Raw genomic sequence first — 19,091 nt, forward strand, 5'->3', positions numbered from 1 at the left:
GTTCGTGACGAATGAGTGCCCACCGGGAGGAAAAGTGAACCCGCCACGTGCCAGGGTGCCCCTCCCGGCATTGCAGCTTGATCGGTGGTGGCCGCTGATCTCCCTTTTGTTTGGAATAGCAGATGACTCAGCTCAAGCTCCCCGACATAGCCGCACAAACCCATGAATACGCCTTACCTTTGAACTGGGTGGGTATGTGCGGGATCGCCCAACCTGTGCAGTTCGAGGGGCGCACAGCAGCTGCCACGGTCGATGCCGGCGTTAGCCTGGTAGACGGCAGCTCACGCGGTATCCATATGTCACGGCTTTATCTCGCCCTGGAGTCGTTGGAGCACCAGCCCCTGACGCCGCTCACCATCCACCAGCTGCTGACTGACTTCCTCAGCAGCCATGAAGGCCTTTCTTCCTCAGCCTATTTGCGTCTGCGCTTCGAGCATCTGCTAAAAAGGCCTGCATTGATCAGCCCGCTGCAGGGTTGGAAAAGCTATGCCGTCACAGTCGATGCAAGGATCGAAAATGAAATGTTCCACGTGGAACTATCCGTTTCTGTCCCTTACTCCTCGACCTGCCCATGCTCGGCTGCACTTGCACGGCAACTGATTCAGCAGCAGTTCCAGGCGCATTTCAGTGCAGAGCAGGTCGACAAATCTGCAGTGCTGCAGTGGCTTGGCAGCGCCGAAGGCATCGTAGCGACGCCCCATAGCCAACGTAGTAGCGCGCAAATCCAGGTAAGGCTGCGCAGCAATCAGCAGGTTCTGCCAATCACCGAGTTGATCGACCGCATAGAAGCAAGCCTGGGGACAGCGGTGCAGACCGCAGTTAAGCGCGCAGACGAACAAGCCTTTGCCTTGGCCAACGGCCAGAATCTGATGTTCTGCGAAGACGCCGCACGACGCCTGCACAAGGCGCTACGGCAAATGGAATGGAGCACGGCCTTCAAGCTGCGCGTGGAACATGCAGAAAGCCTGCATGCCCACGATGCTGTCGCGACCAGCCAGTGGCAATGGGATGTCAGCTGCGCGGCTTGACCGAGCCGCAGTCATTACCCAACCACACGGCACGGGTGTTCATGCTGCCTTGCTGCTGTACACCCGAAGCGTTGAATGTACCGTTGACCTGGGTGGTGAATTCCCGGTCACTGAGGAAAGTCGCCTGGCCACTGCCCTGCGCTTTGGGGCAGCTGAACTGGAACTTCCATACATTGCCGGTGCGGTCGGTTATCTTTTGTGTACAACCTGACTTCGGGTCCTGCAGGGGGATATCGTTGGTTGCCACCTGTTCTGGCGTCAGGCACGAGCGCACCCCCTTACCCCCAACAGTCACTCCCTGCTTGGCCAGCACCCCTTCCATCATCGCGCGCTGCTCTGGCGGCAGGTTCTTCAACTGGCCGAGCATGAACTCCATATCGGGTAACGGCTTGCCATCGACCTGCATGTTGCTGGTGGTCAGCTCCCACAAACCTGGCTGTAGCATCTGAGCATGCACCAGCGGGCTGCTCACACCTAGGGCCAACGCCAACAGTGGCAGACGAATCTTCATGGACGAACGCTCCTGGAAAAAGCCGGCCAAGCGGGCCGGTCTGTGCCTTAGACGCCAAATCCACCTGCAGGTTGCAAGGCGGACCGGGAACGTGTTCTGTTACTCAAGTGTACTCGGCAAGCAGGATGCATATGGACTACCACAGCCCCTACTTCTTCGGTTACCTACTCGGCCTGGTTCATTTGCTGGGTATTGTCGCCGCATTACACGCACTGTTCACCGTGCGCACTGCCCAGGGCGCAATCGCCTGGGCCATGCCGTTGTTCTTCATCCCCTACCTCACCCTGATCCCTTACCTGATCTTCGGTGCGCGCTCGTTCTATGCCTACATCAAGGCTCGGCGCCAGGCCAACCAGGAAATGCATGTGGCCATGGCCAACCTCAACTGGCGGCCTTGGGTAGAAGAAGCCCTTACCGCCCGCGAGTCGGAAAGCTATGCGGCCTTGCGCGCCATGCCCAAACTCGGGCGGATGCCCTGCCTTGCCAATAACGAGGTGAAGCTGCTGATCGATGGCAAGGCAACATTCGATGCAATATTTGCCGCCATCGAAAAAGCCCGCGACGTGGTGTTGGTGCAGTTCTTCATCATCCATGACGACAACCTTGGCAAAGCATTGCAGCAACTGCTGCTGCGCAAAGCCGCCGAGGGGGTGCGGGTGTTCGTGCTGTATGACCGTGTCGGCAGCCATGCCTTGCCGGCAAGCTACAGCCAGTTGATGCGCGACGGTGGTGTACAGATTCATGCCTTCGCAACCCGTCGGGGCTGGTTCAACCGCTTCCAGGTTAATTTCCGTAACCACCGCAAAATCGTGGTGGTGGATGGCTTGCTCGGTTTCATCGGCGGGCACAACGTGGGCGATGAGTACCTCGGTGGCCACCCGCAGCTTTCACCTTGGCGCGACACCCACGTGCAGATCAGCGGGCCGGTGCTAGCCTGCCTGCAGGAGTCGTTCGCCGAGGACTGGTACTGGGCCACGCGCCAACTACCGCCGCTGATTCTGCCGGACGCCTACCCTGACAACGGCGTGCTGTGCCAAGCCTTGGCCAGCGGCCCGGCCGATCCACAGGAAACCTGCTCGCTGTTCTTCCTTGAGGCGATCCATTCAGCCACCCGGCGCGTGTGGATCACCAGCCCGTACTTCATCCCCGACGAGGCGGTGTTCGCCGCGTTGCGTTTGGCGGTACTGCGTGGGGTCGATGTGCGAGTGCTGATTCCGTCACGCCCAGACCATCGCATCGTCTATGCCGCCTCCAGCCTTTTCGCCTTCGAAGCGGTACGTGCGGGTGTACGCATGTTCCGCTACCAACCGGGTTTCCTGCATCAGAAGGTGGTGCTGGTGGATGACGATGTCAGCGCTATAGGCAGTGCCAACCTGGACAACCGCTCGTTCCGCCTGAACTTCGAAATCACCCTGTTGACAGTCGATCGCGGCTTCGCTGACCAGGTCGAGAACATGCTGAACAATGACTTTGAACAGGCACGGGAAATTACTGCGGAGGACAGCCGCGATACTCATCGGCTGCAGCAACTGGGGATGCGGATTGCTCGGCTGATTTCGCCGATTCTCTGATGCGCCTGCGCCCGTTGCAGGGTATCGCGGACCTTGTGGGAGCGGGTTTACCCGCGAAGACGTCAGTGGCTGTACCGACGCATTCGCGGGTAAACCCGCTCCACAGGGTATGGTGTCGCGCTTGCGTGCTTTGTTGCAATTCAGCGATACAGGTCTTCACGCGTCCAAGGCAGGTCATGGTGCCCATCGGCGTACGGCTTCACGGCCAGGATCTGATGCAGGTTGATCCAGCCCTTCTGGAAGGCATAGGCACACCCGGCCAGGTACAGGCGCCAGATGCGCAAGGTCTTCTCGGGCACCAGCGCCGCCGCCTTGTGCAGCTGGTTCTCCAGGTTCTCGCTCCAGTGGTGCAAGGTCTTGGCGTAGTGCAAACGCAGGCTCTCCACGTCTACTACCTCCAATCCCGCTTCACAGATGCTGGCACTGATCATCGACAGGTGCGGCAGCTCGCCATGGGGGAACACGTAGCGATCGATGAACTCGCCAGCGCCACGCCCGACCGGGCGACCATCCACATGCTTGGCGGTAATACCGTGATTCATCACCAGGCCCCCTTCCCTCACGGCACCGAACAGCTTCTGGCTATACAGCGCCAAGTTGGCATGCCCGACATGCTCGAACATGCCAACGCTGACAACCTTGTCGAAGCGGCCGTCCTGAGGCAGGTCGCGGTAGTCGAGAATCTGCAGGTCGACCTTGTCGGCCAACCCCTCTGCCTTCACCCGCTCGCGACCGAGCTTGAGCTGCTCCTTGCTCAAGGTGATACCAAACACCTTGGCGCCATATTCGCGAGCAGCGAAACGCGCCAGCCCACCCCAGCCGCAGCCAACGTCGAGCAGGTAATCACCCGCTTCCAGGCGTAGCTTGCGGCACAGATGATCGAATTTGTCCTGCTGTGCCTGATCCAGCGTGTTGTCCGGCTCACGGAAGTAGGCGCACGAGTAGGCCATGTCCTGATCCAGCCATAGCTGGTAGAACGCGTTGGAAACATCGTAATGGTAGGAAATGGCTTCGGCGTCGGTGCTCTTGTCATGGGCCCGCCGCTGCGGTGGGGTGTCATCCTCATCGCTCAGTAGCGCTTCGCTCAGCTCATCGCATACACGGATGGCTTCACCAATATCGCCTTCCAGCTCCAGCTTGCCTTCGACGAATGCGGTGCCCAGCTGGTCCATGCTCGGGTGGCTCAACTGGCTGATCAGCTGCGGCTCCTTGACCAGGATGGTGACCTGCGGGCTAGGCCCCAGATCGAACTGGTTACCGTCCCACAGTTTCAGCCGCAGCGGCAGATGCAGGCTCTGCAGTGCCGGTGGAAGTTGCGCAAGCATGAACGACCCTCCTGTCCGTATTTGGCCACGACGCCTGATATTTCGAACGTCGCCGGATCAGAGTAGTTCATTCGTGGGATGTTTCCTCTAAACGAGACCATGGTCTAGAACCAACTGATCTTATCCATACAGCGGATTGTATACAATTTTAGCATCTCAGCTTAACCTTGTGCCCCTCTCGCGCTTCTTCATCCTGGAGTTGAACCCATGAAATCCTATGACGTGGTGATCATCGGCGGTGGCCCTGGCGGCTACAACGCAGCCATCCGTGCCGGCCAGCTGGGCCTGAGCGTAGCCTGCGTGGAAGGCCGCTCGACCTTGGGCGGCACCTGCCTGAACGTGGGCTGCATGCCCTCCAAGGCGCTGCTGCATGCTTCCGAGCTGTACGAAGCGGCCAGTGGTGACGAGTTCGCCCACCTCGGTATCGAAGTCAAACCTGGCCTCAACCTCGCCCAGATGATGAAACAGAAGGACGAGAGCGTGACCGGCCTGACCAAGGGCATCGAGTACCTGTTCCGCAAGAACAAGGTCGACTGGATCAAGGGTTGGGGCCGCCTGGAGGGCGTCGGCAAGGTCGTGGTCAAGGCTGAGGATGGCAGCGAAACCGCACTGCAGGCCAAGGACATCGTCATTGCCACCGGCTCCGAGCCTACCCCTCTGCCGGGCGTGACCATCGACAACCAACGCATCATCGACTCTACCGGCGCGCTGTCGCTGCCACAGGTGCCCAAGCACCTGGTCGTCATCGGTGCCGGCGTGATCGGCCTGGAGCTGGGTTCGGTATGGCGCCGCCTGGGCAGCCAGGTCACGGTCATCGAATACCTCGATCGCATCTGCCCGGGCACAGACGAAGAAACCGCCAAGACCCTGCAGAAGGCCTTGGCCAAGCAAGGCATGGTGTTCAAGCTGGGCAGCAAGGTGACCCAGGCCAGCGCCAGCGCCGATGGCGTGAGCCTGGCCCTGGAGCCCGCCGCCGGCGGCAGCGCAGAAACGCTGCAGGCCGACTACGTACTGGTCGCCATCGGTCGCCGCCCCTATACCAAAGGGCTGAACCTGGAAAGCGTGGGCCTGGAGACCGACAAGCGCGGCATGCTCGGCAACGACCACCACCGCACTAGCGTGCCGGGTATCTGGGTGATTGGCGACGTCACCTCCGGCCCGATGCTGGCGCACAAAGCCGAAGACGAAGCGGTGGCCTGCATCGAACGCATCGCCGGCAAGCCCCACGAGGTCAACTACAACCTTATCCCTGGCGTGATCTACACCCGCCCGGAGCTGGCCACGGTGGGCAAGACCGAAGAGCAGCTCAAGGCCGAAGGGCGTGCCTATAAAGTCGGCAAGTTCCCCTTCACGGCCAACAGCCGGGCCAAGATCAACCACGAGACCGAAGGCTTCGCCAAGGTCATCGCCGATGCCGAAACCGATGAAGTGCTGGGTGTGCACCTGGTCGGCCCAAGTGTCAGCGAGATGATTGGTGAGTTCTGCGTGGCCATGGAGTTCTCGGCCTCGGCGGAAGACATCGCCCTCACCTGCCACCCCCACCCGACCCGCTCCGAGGCCTTGCGCCAGGCAGCGATGAATGTGGACGGGATGGCGATGCAGATCTGATGCGAGATAGCCGGGGCTGCTTTGCAGCCCACAAGGCCGCTCCTACAGGAGAACGCAATTTCCTGTAGGAGCGGCCTTGTGTCGCGACGGGGCGCTGAACTTTGAGAATTAAATATGTCGCGATGGAGGCCCAAATTCCGGGGGCTTCAGCCTCGCTTTGAGGAGGCGCAAAACTGTCGCAGAACGACCAAACGCTGCTCCGAGCATTTGCGCCACAGAATTAAAACTGTCGCAACCAGCAATGACGCGACTTTGCGCAGTGATAGCGATCTATTGAAGGCGAAGCTGCCGTTCTGTTCGCTTTTGACCCAAGTCGAATAATGGTGAACGGCACCTGATAGAGAAGGTGAATGAGGACTTCGGGGCGGCTTGTCGACGTCGCCAAGAAAAGGCTCATCCGACCCGAAGTGCAGAGACGGCACGACCTCAGACCTCAGGTCTTGCGCTTGACTTCCTGCATGTACTCGATCCAGACATCATACGGGTGCACATACAGATGGTAGCTGTCCAGTCCGGACGCAGGTGGCCACGTTACGTGCTTACTGATCACGAAAATCTCATGTTGAGGATCGACGTAGTAGCCCGTTACCACATTCCGCCCGTAAATGCCGGGAGTCGGCTTTCCTGTCATTGTTTCAGGATGGGTGTGTTTTTTTGTCCAGATCACTTCGTCTTGGATCCAGCGTTTTATTTCAACGAAATTGTCCACCAGTCCGTCAGTCTTGGAGAACAAGTTGTTGAATAGCTCAGCGGAGCTTTCTTGTACGCTTTCCTCAAGGGGAATACCCCCTAAGGTTAGGCTACTCAGGTATTGGCTCACTGCTTTAGTGATGATGGAGTTGCGCGGCTCGCCCGTGCGTAGCGCCCAGAGATCTAACTGGTCGCGGATATTGTCGTTAAGTCGTACGGATAACATTTCGATTCTCAGCTGTGTGGAGAAGATGAAAGCATACGTTGTATGCACTCATGCGCATACTATGTATTACAAGGCTCTCGGTCAAGGCACCAAAGCGCCGTTAGCCATCTGCAAGTGGCTGCGTAGCAAAATTCGGTTGGCTAATATGTCCCCGCGTTTCTCAAGCTGGGCACCTCAAGATTTGCGCTCGCTACGATGTGACGGGTTACGCCCATACCCTGCCGCAAGTGGTTGCGTCGCGAAATTCGGTTGGCAGCCCGAGGTCGAGGCTTCAACGCAACATTAATCTCGGCTCCACGCAGGGAGGACACAAAGAATGAGTGACTTGTGGATCTGGATGAAGAAGTGGCTCCCTGGCCAGAAGTCGCTGCCAGGAGATGGGCCGATCAGCCAGCCGCCGATGGAGATCGGTACTGAAGCACCGATTCGTACAAAGGCTGAAGATCGTCTTCGAAGGGTGGGCTACGCAAGTCGCATCGCCGGCGTGCTGTCCGAACTCAGTCTTCGTGAAGGCCGCGTGTTTTCAATCCGAGGGGGCTGGGGCTTTGGAAAGTCCTCACTCAAGCACCTGGTTATCGAACAATTGCAAGCCAGAAACGACGGCGCAGATTGGCTGGATTTCAATCCTTGGCAATGGGGCGATGGCAACGCCATCACTCGAGCACTGTTTAGTCAGCTAGCTGACCGATTGGGCGGTGACCATTCCCAGGAAGCAAAGGCTCGTGCAGAAGCGTTGAGGCGCTACGGTGCAATTTTATCTGGCTCCAGCGCCCCGCTAAAAAAGGCAGGTGGGGACAGCCAGAAAATCTCTACAGTGCTGACAAACGCGTCGGTAATTTCTGTTGCCTCATCCATCGGCTTCAACCTTCCCGCTGCAGCCACGGTGGCTTATGTTCTGGCAGGGTTGTCGATCGTTACCTCGTTGCTGGGCCGTTTGTTGAAGCACCTTGGCCGCGACCGTAGCGGCGAACCGCTGGACAAAATACGTAAAGCTCTCGAAGCGCGCCTGCGTGAATTGAAGCGCCCGCTCATTGTCTTCGTCGACGATATTGATCGACTCGAACCTGATCAGATTCGGGTCCTGCTGCGTCAGGTCAAAGCTAACGCAAATTTGCCCAACATTGTCTTTGTGTTGCTCTTCCAACCCAGCATCGTGGAACGAGCCCTTGACCCGGTGGCAGACAACAACGGGCGCGCTTTCCTCGAAAAAATTGTACAGGCCAATTTCGATCTCCCCGCTGTGCCAACGCAAATGGTGCATCAGATCTTTGCGGAGCAGCTAACGGAGTTGGCAATCCGATTCGCTACCGAGCAAAACGGCTTCGCCAAGGTCCGCTGGGGAAATGCCTTGCTAGGCTGCATCCAACCACACGTGCGGAACATGCGAGATGCTCATCGACTGCTGACGTCCATAGCGGTGCATCTACCCTTGCATGCGTCAGATGATTTGCTCGAAGTGAATATTGTGGACTTCCTTGTGCTGGAAACGCTGCGGGTTTTCGAACCAGATCTACACGAAGCTCTGTTCCAAGAGAAATCATTGGTTCTACAAGAGCATCGCTACCGTGGGGATGGTCGCGATGCCATCGTGAAGGATGCCGTACAAAAGCTCATTGAGATCGTCCCAGAAGATCGACGCAAACTGGCCCAAGACACCATCAAGCTGCTCTTCCCCACCATCCAATGGGCCATGGGCGGGACGCGTTACAGTGATGGTTTCCGCCAACAATGGTCGGATGGCAAACAGGTGTGCGCCCCACGCTTTTTCCCCCGGTATTTCGAGCTTCAAACGGCGCTCGGTGAGATTTCGGAACGACGCTTCATTGAATTTATTGATGCCACAGCGACTGAGGAAAACCTTGCCGCTTTGATCGCCGAGATAGAAGCAGACAACCTGCTGCCTTCGCTCATTGCGAGGCTTGATGAATCGGTTGGCCTTCTGCCAACTGAAAACGCCGCAATACTGCTGCCGGGACTGTTCACCATCGCGCAGAAGCTCGTGCGCTTCGAAGGTGAGTCGTTCAGCTCACCTTGGGTAAGCGGATGGCATGCAGTATCTTGGTTCTTGAAGCGCCTTCCAGAGGACCAGCGAGGTGGTTTAGCTGTTGATGCTCTTCAGAAGACCGGAGCGCTTTCTGTCGCAGCAATGCTAATCCATCTCAGTGATCCAGCCGACCACCAAGAAACAGCTGACTTTGATCCCACCCTGAGCTTCGCGACTGTCGAGGCGATGAAGGATATGTGGCTACAACTAATCAGGAGTCGCGCTGCGGGCAAAAGCGTGTTGCTCGCGGAGCCCGATCTCGACTCCCTGCTTTATCGGTGGAAAAACTATGCAGGGTCCGTCGAGGAACCTCGCGCATGGCTGCTAGAGGCCATCAGCAGCGATGAAGGCTTTGCCAGTATGGCTAAAAGCATGATGAGCGTTGGGAGCAGCCATACCGTAGGTGATCGCGTCTCTCAGGTGCACAATATTTTCAGCAAGGACGTCTTCGAGATTTTCATCGGCCTGGATACGGCAAGGGATCGATGCGAGGCCATCAACCCAGCTGACTTCCCGGATGAAGCAGTAGCCCTCACCACTCTGCGCCAACACTTTGATGCTTGGGCTGAGAACAAGGGCAGTTTCATCTATCGATAAGCCCTTCTCTGATGGGCAACCCCGGCGCACCAACGCATTTCATCCTTGATGGCGAGGGTGCGCCGAGGCGGTGCTCTGACGTAGGAATAGCTCTCGTCCACGGGCTGGAGCACTAACAGTCAGTCGATTACCTCGACACTCATCAATCCATCCACACCAAGCTCCAGTGACGATCGCATTTTGGCAGTGCTATCGATAATACATTTGCTCTTTATGTCAGAACTATCATTTAATATCTGACAAATCACAGCTAGGTCACCCTTGATGTCGCTACCGTCGATGATTCTGGAACGCTCCCGAGCCCTCCCTGACGGCACAGTTCTATCGCCCAAGGAGTTCTTGCACTTGGGCAGTAGGGCAGCCGTAGACCAGGCGTTTTCTCGGCTGGCTAGAGGTGGGATGCTTAGCCGTGTAGCGCGGGGAATCTATGTCCGCACGGCCAAAGGAGTACAGGAAGCTGCGCCCACGTTAGAAAAGGTCGTGAAGTCCATGGCTGTGAAAGGTAAAGCGGCTATTGTCTTGGGGGGTGCTAAGGCAGCTGAGCTATTTGGCCTTACCTCGCCACAACAGGACGGCCAGGAATTTCTGACTTCAGGCCAAACCCGTCAGTTGAGAATCGGGGGCGAAGTGGCGCTTCTTCGTCATGCACCGCGCTGGATGTTGGCGATGGCTGGGTCATTGGCCGGCAATGCGATTCGCGCGTTAGCGTGGTTCGGCCCACAAAAGGCCGATGAGGCGGCTCGCCACTTGCGCACAAGAATGTCTGAAATGGAGTGGGAAGCACTGTCATCGATCCGCGGTCGCCTTCCTTCTTGGATGGCAATCGCCATAGGACGAGCGTCAATTGCACAGGAAGTCCAGTGACCAACGGCCTCATTTCGAGGGCGTAAGCACGGAAAGCATTGGGTCAGAACGTTTACACTATTGATATCGAAAAGGCAGGAAAATCATGGCTAGCGGCGAGCACTTAAAGGCACTACTACGTTCCCACATCAAAGGGGACGATAGCCATTTCCTTGCCGTAGCGATGCAGATGGCCGCTCATGAAGCGAAGCAAGGCCATGGAAAGCTCGCGCAGGATCTACGCACACTCATTGACGCCGCTGTCAGCAAGCGTAATCAACTTCCGCCCAGCCAACCCGTGCCTATCGGCCAACCTCGGGGCGAGCTCAGTAACCTGCTGTCGGTAGCTATGCCCAACACCCGCATTTCGGAAATGGTGCTCGACGAAGGCACTCACGGCCGCCTGGCTCGAATTATCAGCGAACAACGGAACTTCGAGAAAATCCGGGCTCATGGCCTGTCTCCTCGCAGGAAACTGCTACTTGTTGGGCCCCCAGGTACTGGCAAGACAATGACCGCTTCTGCCCTCGCCGGCGAGCTCAAGATTCCGCTGTACGTTGTCCGCTTGGACAGCCTGATTACCAAATTCATGGGTGAGACTGCAGCGAAACTGCGCCAAGTGTTCGATGCAATTCGCGATACCAGAGGCATCTATTTCTTCGACGAGTTCGATGCCATCGGTTCTCAACGCGGTCTGGCAAACGACGTCGGTGAAATTCGCCGGGTGCTTAACAGCTTTCTGCAGATGATTGAGCAAGACCAATCGAACAGTTTGATTATCGCGGCCACGAATCACCCAGAAATCCTCGACTACGCCTTGTTCCGCCGCTTCGATGATGTTATCGAATATGGGCTGCCCAACAGCGAACAGATCCAGGCAGTACTCAAAGGTCGCCTAGCGAACTTTTCGAAAAAGATGAATAGCTGGGGTGTACTTGCAGATGCCGCAGCTGGCCTCAGCTACGCAGAGTTGGCTCGGGCAGCAGACGACGCTATCAAGGATGCGATCATTGATGACCGTGTTCAGGTAGATGCTAGGGACGTGGAAAGGCATCTTGGGGAGCGCAAGGCCTTCCACCAACGACAACGAGTATGAGCCGGTAGAGCTTTTCGATGACGGAACCAAACGCAGGACAGCGACGACACTTTCACTTCAAACAGACAGGGAAATCCGAAAGGTTCCAGTCCACGATCAGCGCCAAGCGAGACCCCAGGTTTCCTGAAAGGAACAACCAGACTCATGGGAACTCGCTGCGACGGCAGCTGCAGCGCGTCCAGGAGCAGCTCGACGAAGCTGTTGAGCTTCAGCGGATGTACGGCCAGGAAAATGGCCTCGGTCTTCAAATTGAATTTGTAAGCGAACCTTCATTCCCCCTCGTCTTCGAGGGACTGGCCCGCGGACAGCAACGGATAGAGTTGCTGAACGTCCGCTTCGATAAGGCCACCGATACGCACTTCGCCACAGTCTTCGTTCCCGATGGGAAACTCGTTGCATTCGAAAATTTGGTGACGAAATACCTCAATGAAAAATCGAAGAAAGGTATTCCCCTCAACACTCCGCTTCTGAACCCCATTGCTGAAATCCGATCTGCCACCTTCGATTCTCTGTGGACAGATGCCGCCCATATGCTGCCAGAGAACGATCAGGAAGCTGTGTGGTGGGAGTTCTGGCTTCCGGCTCGTGAGAACCAGGCGGCGGTAGAGCAACGATTCAGGGCTGTCACAGCCGTGCTTGGCCTTCAAACGTCCGAACACGTACTCACTTTCCCCGAGCGTACCGTCATCAACGTGCTTGCCTCACGCAGGGCAATCGTTGGTTCGATTCATTTGCTCAATGAAGTGGCAGAGATCCGAAGAGCGAAAGAGACCGCTGAATTTTTCGACGCGCTACATCCGCTTGAGCAGCAGGCTTGGGTCACCCACCTGTCTAGTCGAACCAACGCCGCCGCGGATGACAACCTACGCATCTGCTTACTCGATACCGGCGTGAATCCTGGCCACCCTCTGCTTTCAGCGCATATCGATGTGGCGGATCTGCATACCGTCAATGCCGAATGGGGCGTCGATGATCATCAGGGACATGGCACAGGACTCGCCGGGGTAGCGCTGTACGGCGATTTGACCGAGCCCTTGGACGACGACAATCCAGTCAACATCTCGCATCGAGTCGAATCAGTGAAGGTACTACCCGCCGCTCGAGGCGACTCAAGCGAGCCTTATGGTGCGCTGACATTGCGGGCCGTCGCCTATCCCGAAATATCCAGCCCCTACAAGCAGCGTATCTACAGCATGGCAGTCACCAGCATCGATGACCGTGATAGAGGGCGACCATCAGCTTGGTCCTCCGCAGTGGACATGCTCACCTCCGACTCACTCGGCAAACGGGCAACCCCCCGCTTGATGATTGTCTCGGCCGGCAACACCAAGGAATCTGGTTATCTGGAATACCCAACGAGCAATATCACCGATGGTATTCACGATCCTGGCCAGTCTTGGAACGCACTTTGCGTAGGCGCCTATACCCTTAAGGACAGGATTGATCCGCCTAGCCCGAACTCATCGGCGCTAGCTGCTCACGGCAGCCTGAGCCCCTACAGCACGACGTCGAGGCTCTGGCTCAATACTCCTTGGCCACTGAAACCTGATGTGGTGTTCGAAGGTGGGAACCTGATTCGGGATGCGTTTGGTGCATTCAGCCATACGTCGCTGTCACTGCTCACCACCTCCCACCGCCCCCAAGAACGCTTGTTCTCCACCACCTGGGCCACAAGCGCAGCCTCAGCACTAGCCGCTCGCATGGCCGCCCAGATATCAGCCGCTTACCCCGAGTTGTGGCCGGAAACCGTGCGCGCTTTGATCGTCCATTCTGCCGAATGGACTCAGCGCATGAAGGATGACTTCTTGAAGGGTAACACCAAAGGATCGTACGAAAACTTGATTCGAACGTGTGGGTTTGGCGTGCCTGACATTGGACGAGCGTTGTGGAGTGCTTCGAACACCTTGACCCTCATCGTCGAGGATGAACTGAAGCCTTTTGCCCGTGTTAAACCAAAGCCACCTACCACCCATGACATGCACCTCCACGAACTTCCCTGGCCGAAGGCAGCGCTCATTGACCTGGGCGACAACGAAGTCGAAATGCGTGTGACGCTTTCCTATTTCATCGAGCCAAACCCTGGGGTGGCGGAGCGTGGGCTCAAAGGCCGTTATCGCTACGAGTCTCACGGGCTACGTTTCCAGGTGAGCAGGCCAAACGAGGACGTCAGCGATTTCCGTCAGCGCATCAACAAACGGGCTCGCGATGAGGAAGACGATCTTCCCTTCGTGGCCGGCGCAGCGGACGACCGCTGGCTGATCGGCATGAACGCGCGCCACAAGGGTTCTCTGCACTCGGATGTTTGGCGAGGTCCAGCGTCTGACCTCGCGGGCTTAGGCATCCTGGGTGTTTACCCCGCGCCAGGGTGGTGGAAGACCCTGATATCGAAGAATCGCTTCGATGATAAGGTCCGATACAGTCTGGTCGTGTCCATCAAAACCCAGCAGACCGAAGTCGACCTGTACAACGCGGTCACGACTGAGATCGAGAATAGAGCCGTCGTCACGGTCTAATTTAAGCTGACGATTAGTGAGCCGCCCTCGTGTCCTATACACCTCCTATCCTCATACTGGATTTGGGTGATGTATAGGCCCCCCCAAGGAGCGTCCACTTGAACTGGTCATCCCACACGCTGAAGTGTTCACCTTCGGAAACGTACTGCTTTCCTCAGTACAAGTAATCCCAATAGCCTTTGAAGACATGGGTTGAAGGCATCATGGTGTGGCTGTGAACTAGGCGATTGAAGCCGTTACATCCTGGTCAGCCCATCGCCTCTCCAAAGGCATGGACGAGCATCAACGCAGGGTGCGGCCAGCGCAACAGGAGATAGAAAGATCGGGGCGACGAAGGGAGCCTAGGACGGCTCCCTCTGCGACAGTTTTTATTCTCAGAAACCAACGCGTGGGGGCTCACAATATAGTTTGACACAGAGCCCCTTGTGATTCGCGGCCTTCAGCCCTGAGACCTATCGCTGCGGATGAATCATAGTTTGACACAAGCAGGTGTCTCATCGAATAAAGCATTCCGCTTCGCGCAATATAGTTTGACACAAGCAGCGACAAGCCCCCTCAGAGCCACCTCGTCAATCCTCAACGTCATCTGCTTCTGCTTCCAGGTGTCCAAGGCTGGTCAGCAGGTAGGCGAGTGGCTTGTGATGCGGATACCTATTTCGAACCGTACCTCGATCTCACGGTGATCCTTCGTCTGCTATTCAGCTCCTGCTTAAACTGATGACTAAGACGATTTGATGGGTGCTTTCTGGCATTTGTGCCACGTTTGCCAAGAGGGTGGCACTAGGCTGGCGAACCGGCTTCTTATAGATTGCTCAACATGGTAGCAAATGGAAGGGAATCTCATGTCTGGCGATTTTGATATCCAAAGTGACCTTGGCTCTCTGTGGCACCGTTGGGACCCACACCTCCATACCCCTGGCACAGCATTGAACGATCAGTACCATGGGAAAGATCCTTGGACGGAATTCCTCGACACGATTGAAGCTTCAGATCCGCCAATTCGTGCGTTGGGTATCACCGATTATTTCGGAATCGAGCGCTACGAACAGGTCGCTGCTTTCAAGAAGCAGGGGCGCTTGCCAGGTGTTGGCCTGATCTTCCCCAACGTCGAGTTGCGGCTGGGCATAGAGACCTCAAAGGGGTCGGCAGTCAATTTCCATCTTTTGTTCTCACCACACGACCCCGATCACGTCGAGCGCATTAAGCGCTTCCTTCTGGATTTTGAGTTTCCTCATCTTGGAGAGACCTATCGATGTCAACGTGATGACCTCATCCGCCTGGGCCGGATGCATAAGCCGCAGGCCGTAGACGATGAGGCAGCGCGATCCGAGGGCGCCAATCAATTCAAGGTAACCTTTGAACAGCTCAAACAGGCATGGACGAAGAACGACTGGATCAAGAAGAACACCCTTATCGCAGTCGCGGGCGGAGAAAAAGATGGCTCGTCTGGCCTACGAGATCCGTCGGGCTCATTTGCTGCGCAGCGGAAGAATATTGAAGGCATCGCGCATATCGTTTTCAGCTCTAATCCTAAGCAAATTCAATTCTGGCTCGGAAAGGATTCAGCCTCCCTTGACGTGCTCGAAACCCAATACAACGGCCGCAAACCATGCCTGCATGGATCAGACGCGCACTGCGTAGCCAAGGTGGGCATGCCAGATGCTAATCGCCGCTGCTGGATCAAAGGGGACCTGACTTTTGACTCGCTCCGCCAGATCTGCATAGAACCCGAAGAGCGTGTTTTCATTGGACTGGAACCTCCCCGCGGGGCCTTGGACAGCCATGTGATCACATCAGTGTCTGTCACGAACGCACCGTGGATTGCAAATGGTGCCGTTGTGTTGAACGCTGGCCTGGTTGCTGTCATCGGTGCACGGGGCTCCGGTAAAACCGCCCTTGCGGACCTGATTGCTGCCGGCGGGCTCGCCCTTGCCCAGCATGATAATGAAAGATCATTTATCCACAGGGCACGGCGGCACCTCACTGACAGTAACGCCGAGCTGCAATGGGCAACAGGCGAAAAATCTTGGAGCCATCTAACACGTCGGGAAGAAGAAGATCTTCCGAGTAGTCCCTATGTACAGTACCTGTCGCAACAGTTTGTGGATCAACTGTGTTCAGCGGAAGGTTTGGATGACGCTTTAGTCTTGGAGATCGAACGCGTCATTTTCGATGCTCATCCGCTAGCCGAGCGCCAGGGCGCTGACTCATTCAAGGAGCTCCTGGCGCTTCGCTTAGAATCCTCGCATCAAATGCGCACACGTCAGCAGCAGGCCTTGGCCCGGGCATCCGCCAGCCTTACCGAAGAACGTGTAAGGAAGGACGGCCTTAAGGCACTAGAAAAAGATCGCGACGATAGATCTCGGAGTATTGAAAAGGACAAAGCTGATCGTGACGACCTGATCCCCAAAGGCAATGAAGAACGGGCGAGACGCCATGAACAAATCTCCTTAGCGGTCGACATAAAGCGACAGCAGGTGGAGCAAGCCATGAGGAGGCTTCAAACTCTCCGCCAGTTGCAGAGCGACGTCGAAGATTTTCGCACCCGACAAGCGCCAGCACTTCTCGACGACTTGATGAGCGATCGCGAGCAGTCAGGGTTAAGCGCCACTGATTGGGAGGCCTTTAGACTCGACTTTGTAGGCAAGGTAGACCCGCTATTGAACAATCGTATCCAGCAGGCGAGCGCATTGGTTGATGCTCTGCGGGGTGCAGCGGAGATTTATCCCTTGACCGAGACGGACCTTGATACGGCTATTGAGCTTATCCCGATGGACGCGGACCTTTCTGCTCAACCGCTCCGATTGTTGGAGCTTGAGCTTGTTCGCATGCGTGCGCTAGTTGGGGTCGATGCCCAGAACGCGAAGCGTTTCACGACCTTATCGGACAAGATCACCAAATCAGAGGCGGCACTGGCTAAGGTACTTCAGCAGATAGATCGCGCCCAAGGAGCTGATGAGCGGATACGGGACCTTATCGATGCGCGCCGTACGGCATATGCAGCCATTTTCGAGGCAATCATTGAGGAAGAGAAGGAACTGGTGGATCTCTACGCCCCTATTAAGTCTCGAATTGAGGGCGCAGACGGCTCTCTGTCAAAGCTCTCGTTTTCCGTACGTCGAGTTGTAGACCTAGCGGGATGGGCGACCAGAGGCGAAAAGCTGTTGGACTTGCGAACTAATGGCCCCTTCAAAGGGCGCGGCGAACTGCTGAGGTCTGCACGCGCCGGATTGGAGTCAGCTTGGAGCACTGGGAATGCCGAGATGGCCGCCAATGCCTTGTTCGAATTCGTGAAAGCAAATGAGGCAGCACTCAGAACTCACATACCGGAAAACGCCGAATTTCGGACCTGGGCACGCGACATCTCTGATTGGCTATACAGCACCGACCACATAACTGTCGGATATGGCATTCAGTACGACGGTGTAGGCATTGAGGAATTATCCCCCGGCACCCGAGGTATCGTGCTGCTACTGCTGTACCTCACCATCGATGCGGAAGATGACCGACCTCTGATTATCGACCAGCCGGAAGAAAACCTAGACCCACAATCGATCTTCCAGGAGCTAGTGCACCGCTTCCGAGAAGCAAAGAAGCGGCGCCAGATCATCATCGTGACGCACAACGCCAATCTGGTGGTAAACACTGACGCCGACCAAATTATCGTGGCCCAGTGCGGCTTGCACAGGCCTGGCCAGCTACCGGTCATTTCCTATGTGAGTGGCAGCCTCGAAAACCCAACCATCAGACAGCATGTCTGCGAAATTCTGGAAGGTGGCGAGCGGGCTTTCAAGGAGCGTGCCAAGCGACTACGGGTCTCAACCGTCCCTGAGCATTGGAGGTGAGCAGAGTCACGCATGCGAAGCTAATCGGTACGTACGTTTGGCATCGCGCTTGATTAGCGGCAATCAAGAGTTGCGCGTTCGAGCGAGACGGTCTGCTCAACGAGATTCCCGGGCCTGTGCTCGATCGCCGGTAGGTTTCATAGAGCGAAATCATGTCGCCTTGGCACCTGACCTGGAGTGCTGATCAGGTATGTGAGTGGAATCATCGTGATGCGATGCGCGCGGTAGGTTGAGGCCGAAACTCGAAGAGTTTTGCATGCTTGCCTCTGGGGAGGCCTTTCGGCCATGCCTGGCTATACCCTTAGGTATATTTACCGCACTTAATCTCGGCTCTAGTTTTGGGAGCACAACCATAACAGCCGAGGAAAAAATCCATGGATCGTTTGAAAGGCAAAGTAGCACTGATTACCGGCGGCGCAGGCGGTTGTGGCTTGGCAGCGTCACAACTGTTCGCTGGCGAGGGCGCCAAGGTAATCATCCTCGACTTGCCGACCAGCCAAGGCGAATCCGTGGCAGCACGTATTAATGCCGAAGGCGGTCAGGCGCTGTTCGTTGCCGCCGACGTTTCCCAGGCCGACCAGGTGCACCGTGCTGTAACTCAGGGCCAGGCGCATTTCGGCTCAATCAACGTGCTTATGAACCACGCGGGGATCATTGCCGCCGCGCCGTTCCTGGAAACCAGCGAAGCCGACTGGGATCGGCTGATGAGCGTCAATGTCAAAAGCATGTTCTTAGTCACCAAGGCCGTATTGCCGGGCATGCTTGCCGCTGGCGGTGGCAGCGTCATCTGCACCTCTTCGATCTCCGCCGTAGTCGGCACGCCGATGGAGGTGCTGTATTGCACCACTAAAGGCGCCTGTCACATGTTCGCCCGCGCCCTGGCCGTGGAGTACCGCGACCAGAACATCCGCAGCAACGCCATTTGCCCAGGCTTCATCGGCACCGCCCATGGCCGCCGCGAGCTCGACCTGCTGCGCGGTTATGGCGTGGACGCTTCCGACGAGGCGATCAAGACCATGCAGGGGCGCCTGTGCGACCCGAGCGAAGTGGCCAATGCCGCGCTGTTCCTGGCCAGTGACGAGTCGAGCTTCGTCAGTGGCTCGCACCTGTTCGTCGACAACGCCTATACCGCCATGTAACACCCGGTTGGCAGCGCGCTGCCGGCTACCCACAACAAGAACTGCAACACCCTTC

At 56.8% G+C, this 19,091-nt stretch carries 12 protein-coding genes; 9 read left to right on the plus strand and 3 right to left on the minus strand.

Annotated elements, in window-relative coordinates; genetic code table 11:
• Nucleotides 1-122: 122 nt before the first annotated feature.
• Nucleotides 123-1,028, plus strand: coding sequence for a GTP cyclohydrolase FolE2 (gene folE2 / locus ACK56M_RS28955; RefSeq protein ID WP_015272373.1), 906 nt, complete (start codon nucleotides 123-125; stop codon nucleotides 1,026-1,028).
• Here folE2 and ACK56M_RS28960 read toward each other — a convergent pair.
• Nucleotides 1,012-1,539 carry a DUF3617 domain-containing protein gene (locus ACK56M_RS28960; RefSeq protein ID WP_015272374.1) on the minus strand — a complete coding sequence of 176 codons (528 nt, stop codon included), beginning with the start codon at nucleotides 1,537-1,539 and terminating at the stop codon, nucleotides 1,012-1,014. The genes folE2 and ACK56M_RS28960 overlap by 17 nt on opposite strands.
• Nucleotides 1,540-1,670: 131 nt before the next feature.
• Between ACK56M_RS28960 and cls the strand changes: the two genes are divergently transcribed.
• On the plus strand, nucleotides 1,671-3,110 hold the full coding sequence (gene cls, locus ACK56M_RS28965; RefSeq protein WP_015272375.1) for a cardiolipin synthase: 1,440 nt from the start codon (nucleotides 1,671-1,673) through the stop codon (nucleotides 3,108-3,110).
• 140 nt (nucleotides 3,111-3,250) lie between these two features.
• Here cls and cfaB read toward each other — a convergent pair whose 3' ends face one another.
• A complete protein-coding gene (gene cfaB / locus ACK56M_RS28970) occupies nucleotides 3,251-4,435 on the minus strand; it encodes a C17 cyclopropane fatty acid synthase CfaB (RefSeq protein ID WP_411959178.1) in 1,185 nt (394 codons plus the stop codon).
• A 207-nt stretch (nucleotides 4,436-4,642) separates the two neighbouring features.
• On the opposite strand from cfaB, the gene lpdA reads away from it, so the two are divergent.
• Entirely contained in the window at nucleotides 4,643-6,043 is a 1,401-nt protein-coding gene (gene lpdA / locus ACK56M_RS28975; RefSeq protein ID WP_411959179.1) for a dihydrolipoyl dehydrogenase, read from the plus strand.
• A gap of 433 nt (nucleotides 6,044-6,476) precedes the next feature.
• Here lpdA and ACK56M_RS28980 read toward each other — a convergent pair whose 3' ends face one another.
• Nucleotides 6,477-6,959 (minus strand): hypothetical protein, encoded by a 483-nt coding sequence (locus ACK56M_RS28980; protein ID WP_411959180.1) that lies wholly within the window; start codon nucleotides 6,957-6,959, stop codon nucleotides 6,477-6,479.
• 316 nt (nucleotides 6,960-7,275) lie between these two features.
• On the opposite strand from ACK56M_RS28980, the gene ACK56M_RS28985 reads away from it, so the two are divergent.
• From ACK56M_RS28985 to ACK56M_RS29010, 6 genes are all read left to right on the plus strand, one after another.
• Entirely contained in the window at nucleotides 7,276-9,600 is a 2,325-nt protein-coding gene (locus ACK56M_RS28985; RefSeq protein WP_411959181.1) for a P-loop NTPase fold protein, read from the plus strand.
• A gap of 279 nt (nucleotides 9,601-9,879) precedes the next feature.
• Nucleotides 9,880-10,464: a DUF6088 family protein gene (locus ACK56M_RS28990; protein ID WP_411959642.1), complete on the plus strand. Its 585-nt coding sequence runs from the start codon at nucleotides 9,880-9,882 to the stop codon at nucleotides 10,462-10,464.
• Between the two features lie 85 nt (nucleotides 10,465-10,549).
• Nucleotides 10,550-11,539: an AAA family ATPase gene (locus ACK56M_RS28995; RefSeq protein ID WP_411959182.1), complete on the plus strand. Its 990-nt coding sequence runs from the start codon at nucleotides 10,550-10,552 to the stop codon at nucleotides 11,537-11,539.
• 17 nt (nucleotides 11,540-11,556) lie between these two features.
• Nucleotides 11,557-14,052 (plus strand): S8 family peptidase, encoded by a 2,496-nt coding sequence (locus tag ACK56M_RS29000; protein ID WP_411959183.1) that lies wholly within the window; start codon nucleotides 11,557-11,559, stop codon nucleotides 14,050-14,052.
• An 842-nt stretch (nucleotides 14,053-14,894) separates the two neighbouring features.
• Complete coding sequence (locus tag ACK56M_RS29005; protein ID WP_411959184.1) at nucleotides 14,895-17,897, plus strand: TrlF family AAA-like ATPase; 3,003 nt, start codon at nucleotides 14,895-14,897, stop codon at nucleotides 17,895-17,897.
• Nucleotides 17,898-18,271: 374 nt separating this feature from the next.
• Entirely contained in the window at nucleotides 18,272-19,036 is a 765-nt protein-coding gene (locus ACK56M_RS29010; RefSeq protein ID WP_015272379.1) for an SDR family NAD(P)-dependent oxidoreductase, read from the plus strand.
• The last annotated feature ends 55 nt before the right edge of the window (nucleotides 19,037-19,091 follow it).

The organism is Pseudomonas sp. s4 (assembly GCF_046764235.1).
GTDB lineage: Bacteria > Pseudomonadota > Gammaproteobacteria > Pseudomonadales > Pseudomonadaceae > Aquipseudomonas > Aquipseudomonas asiatica.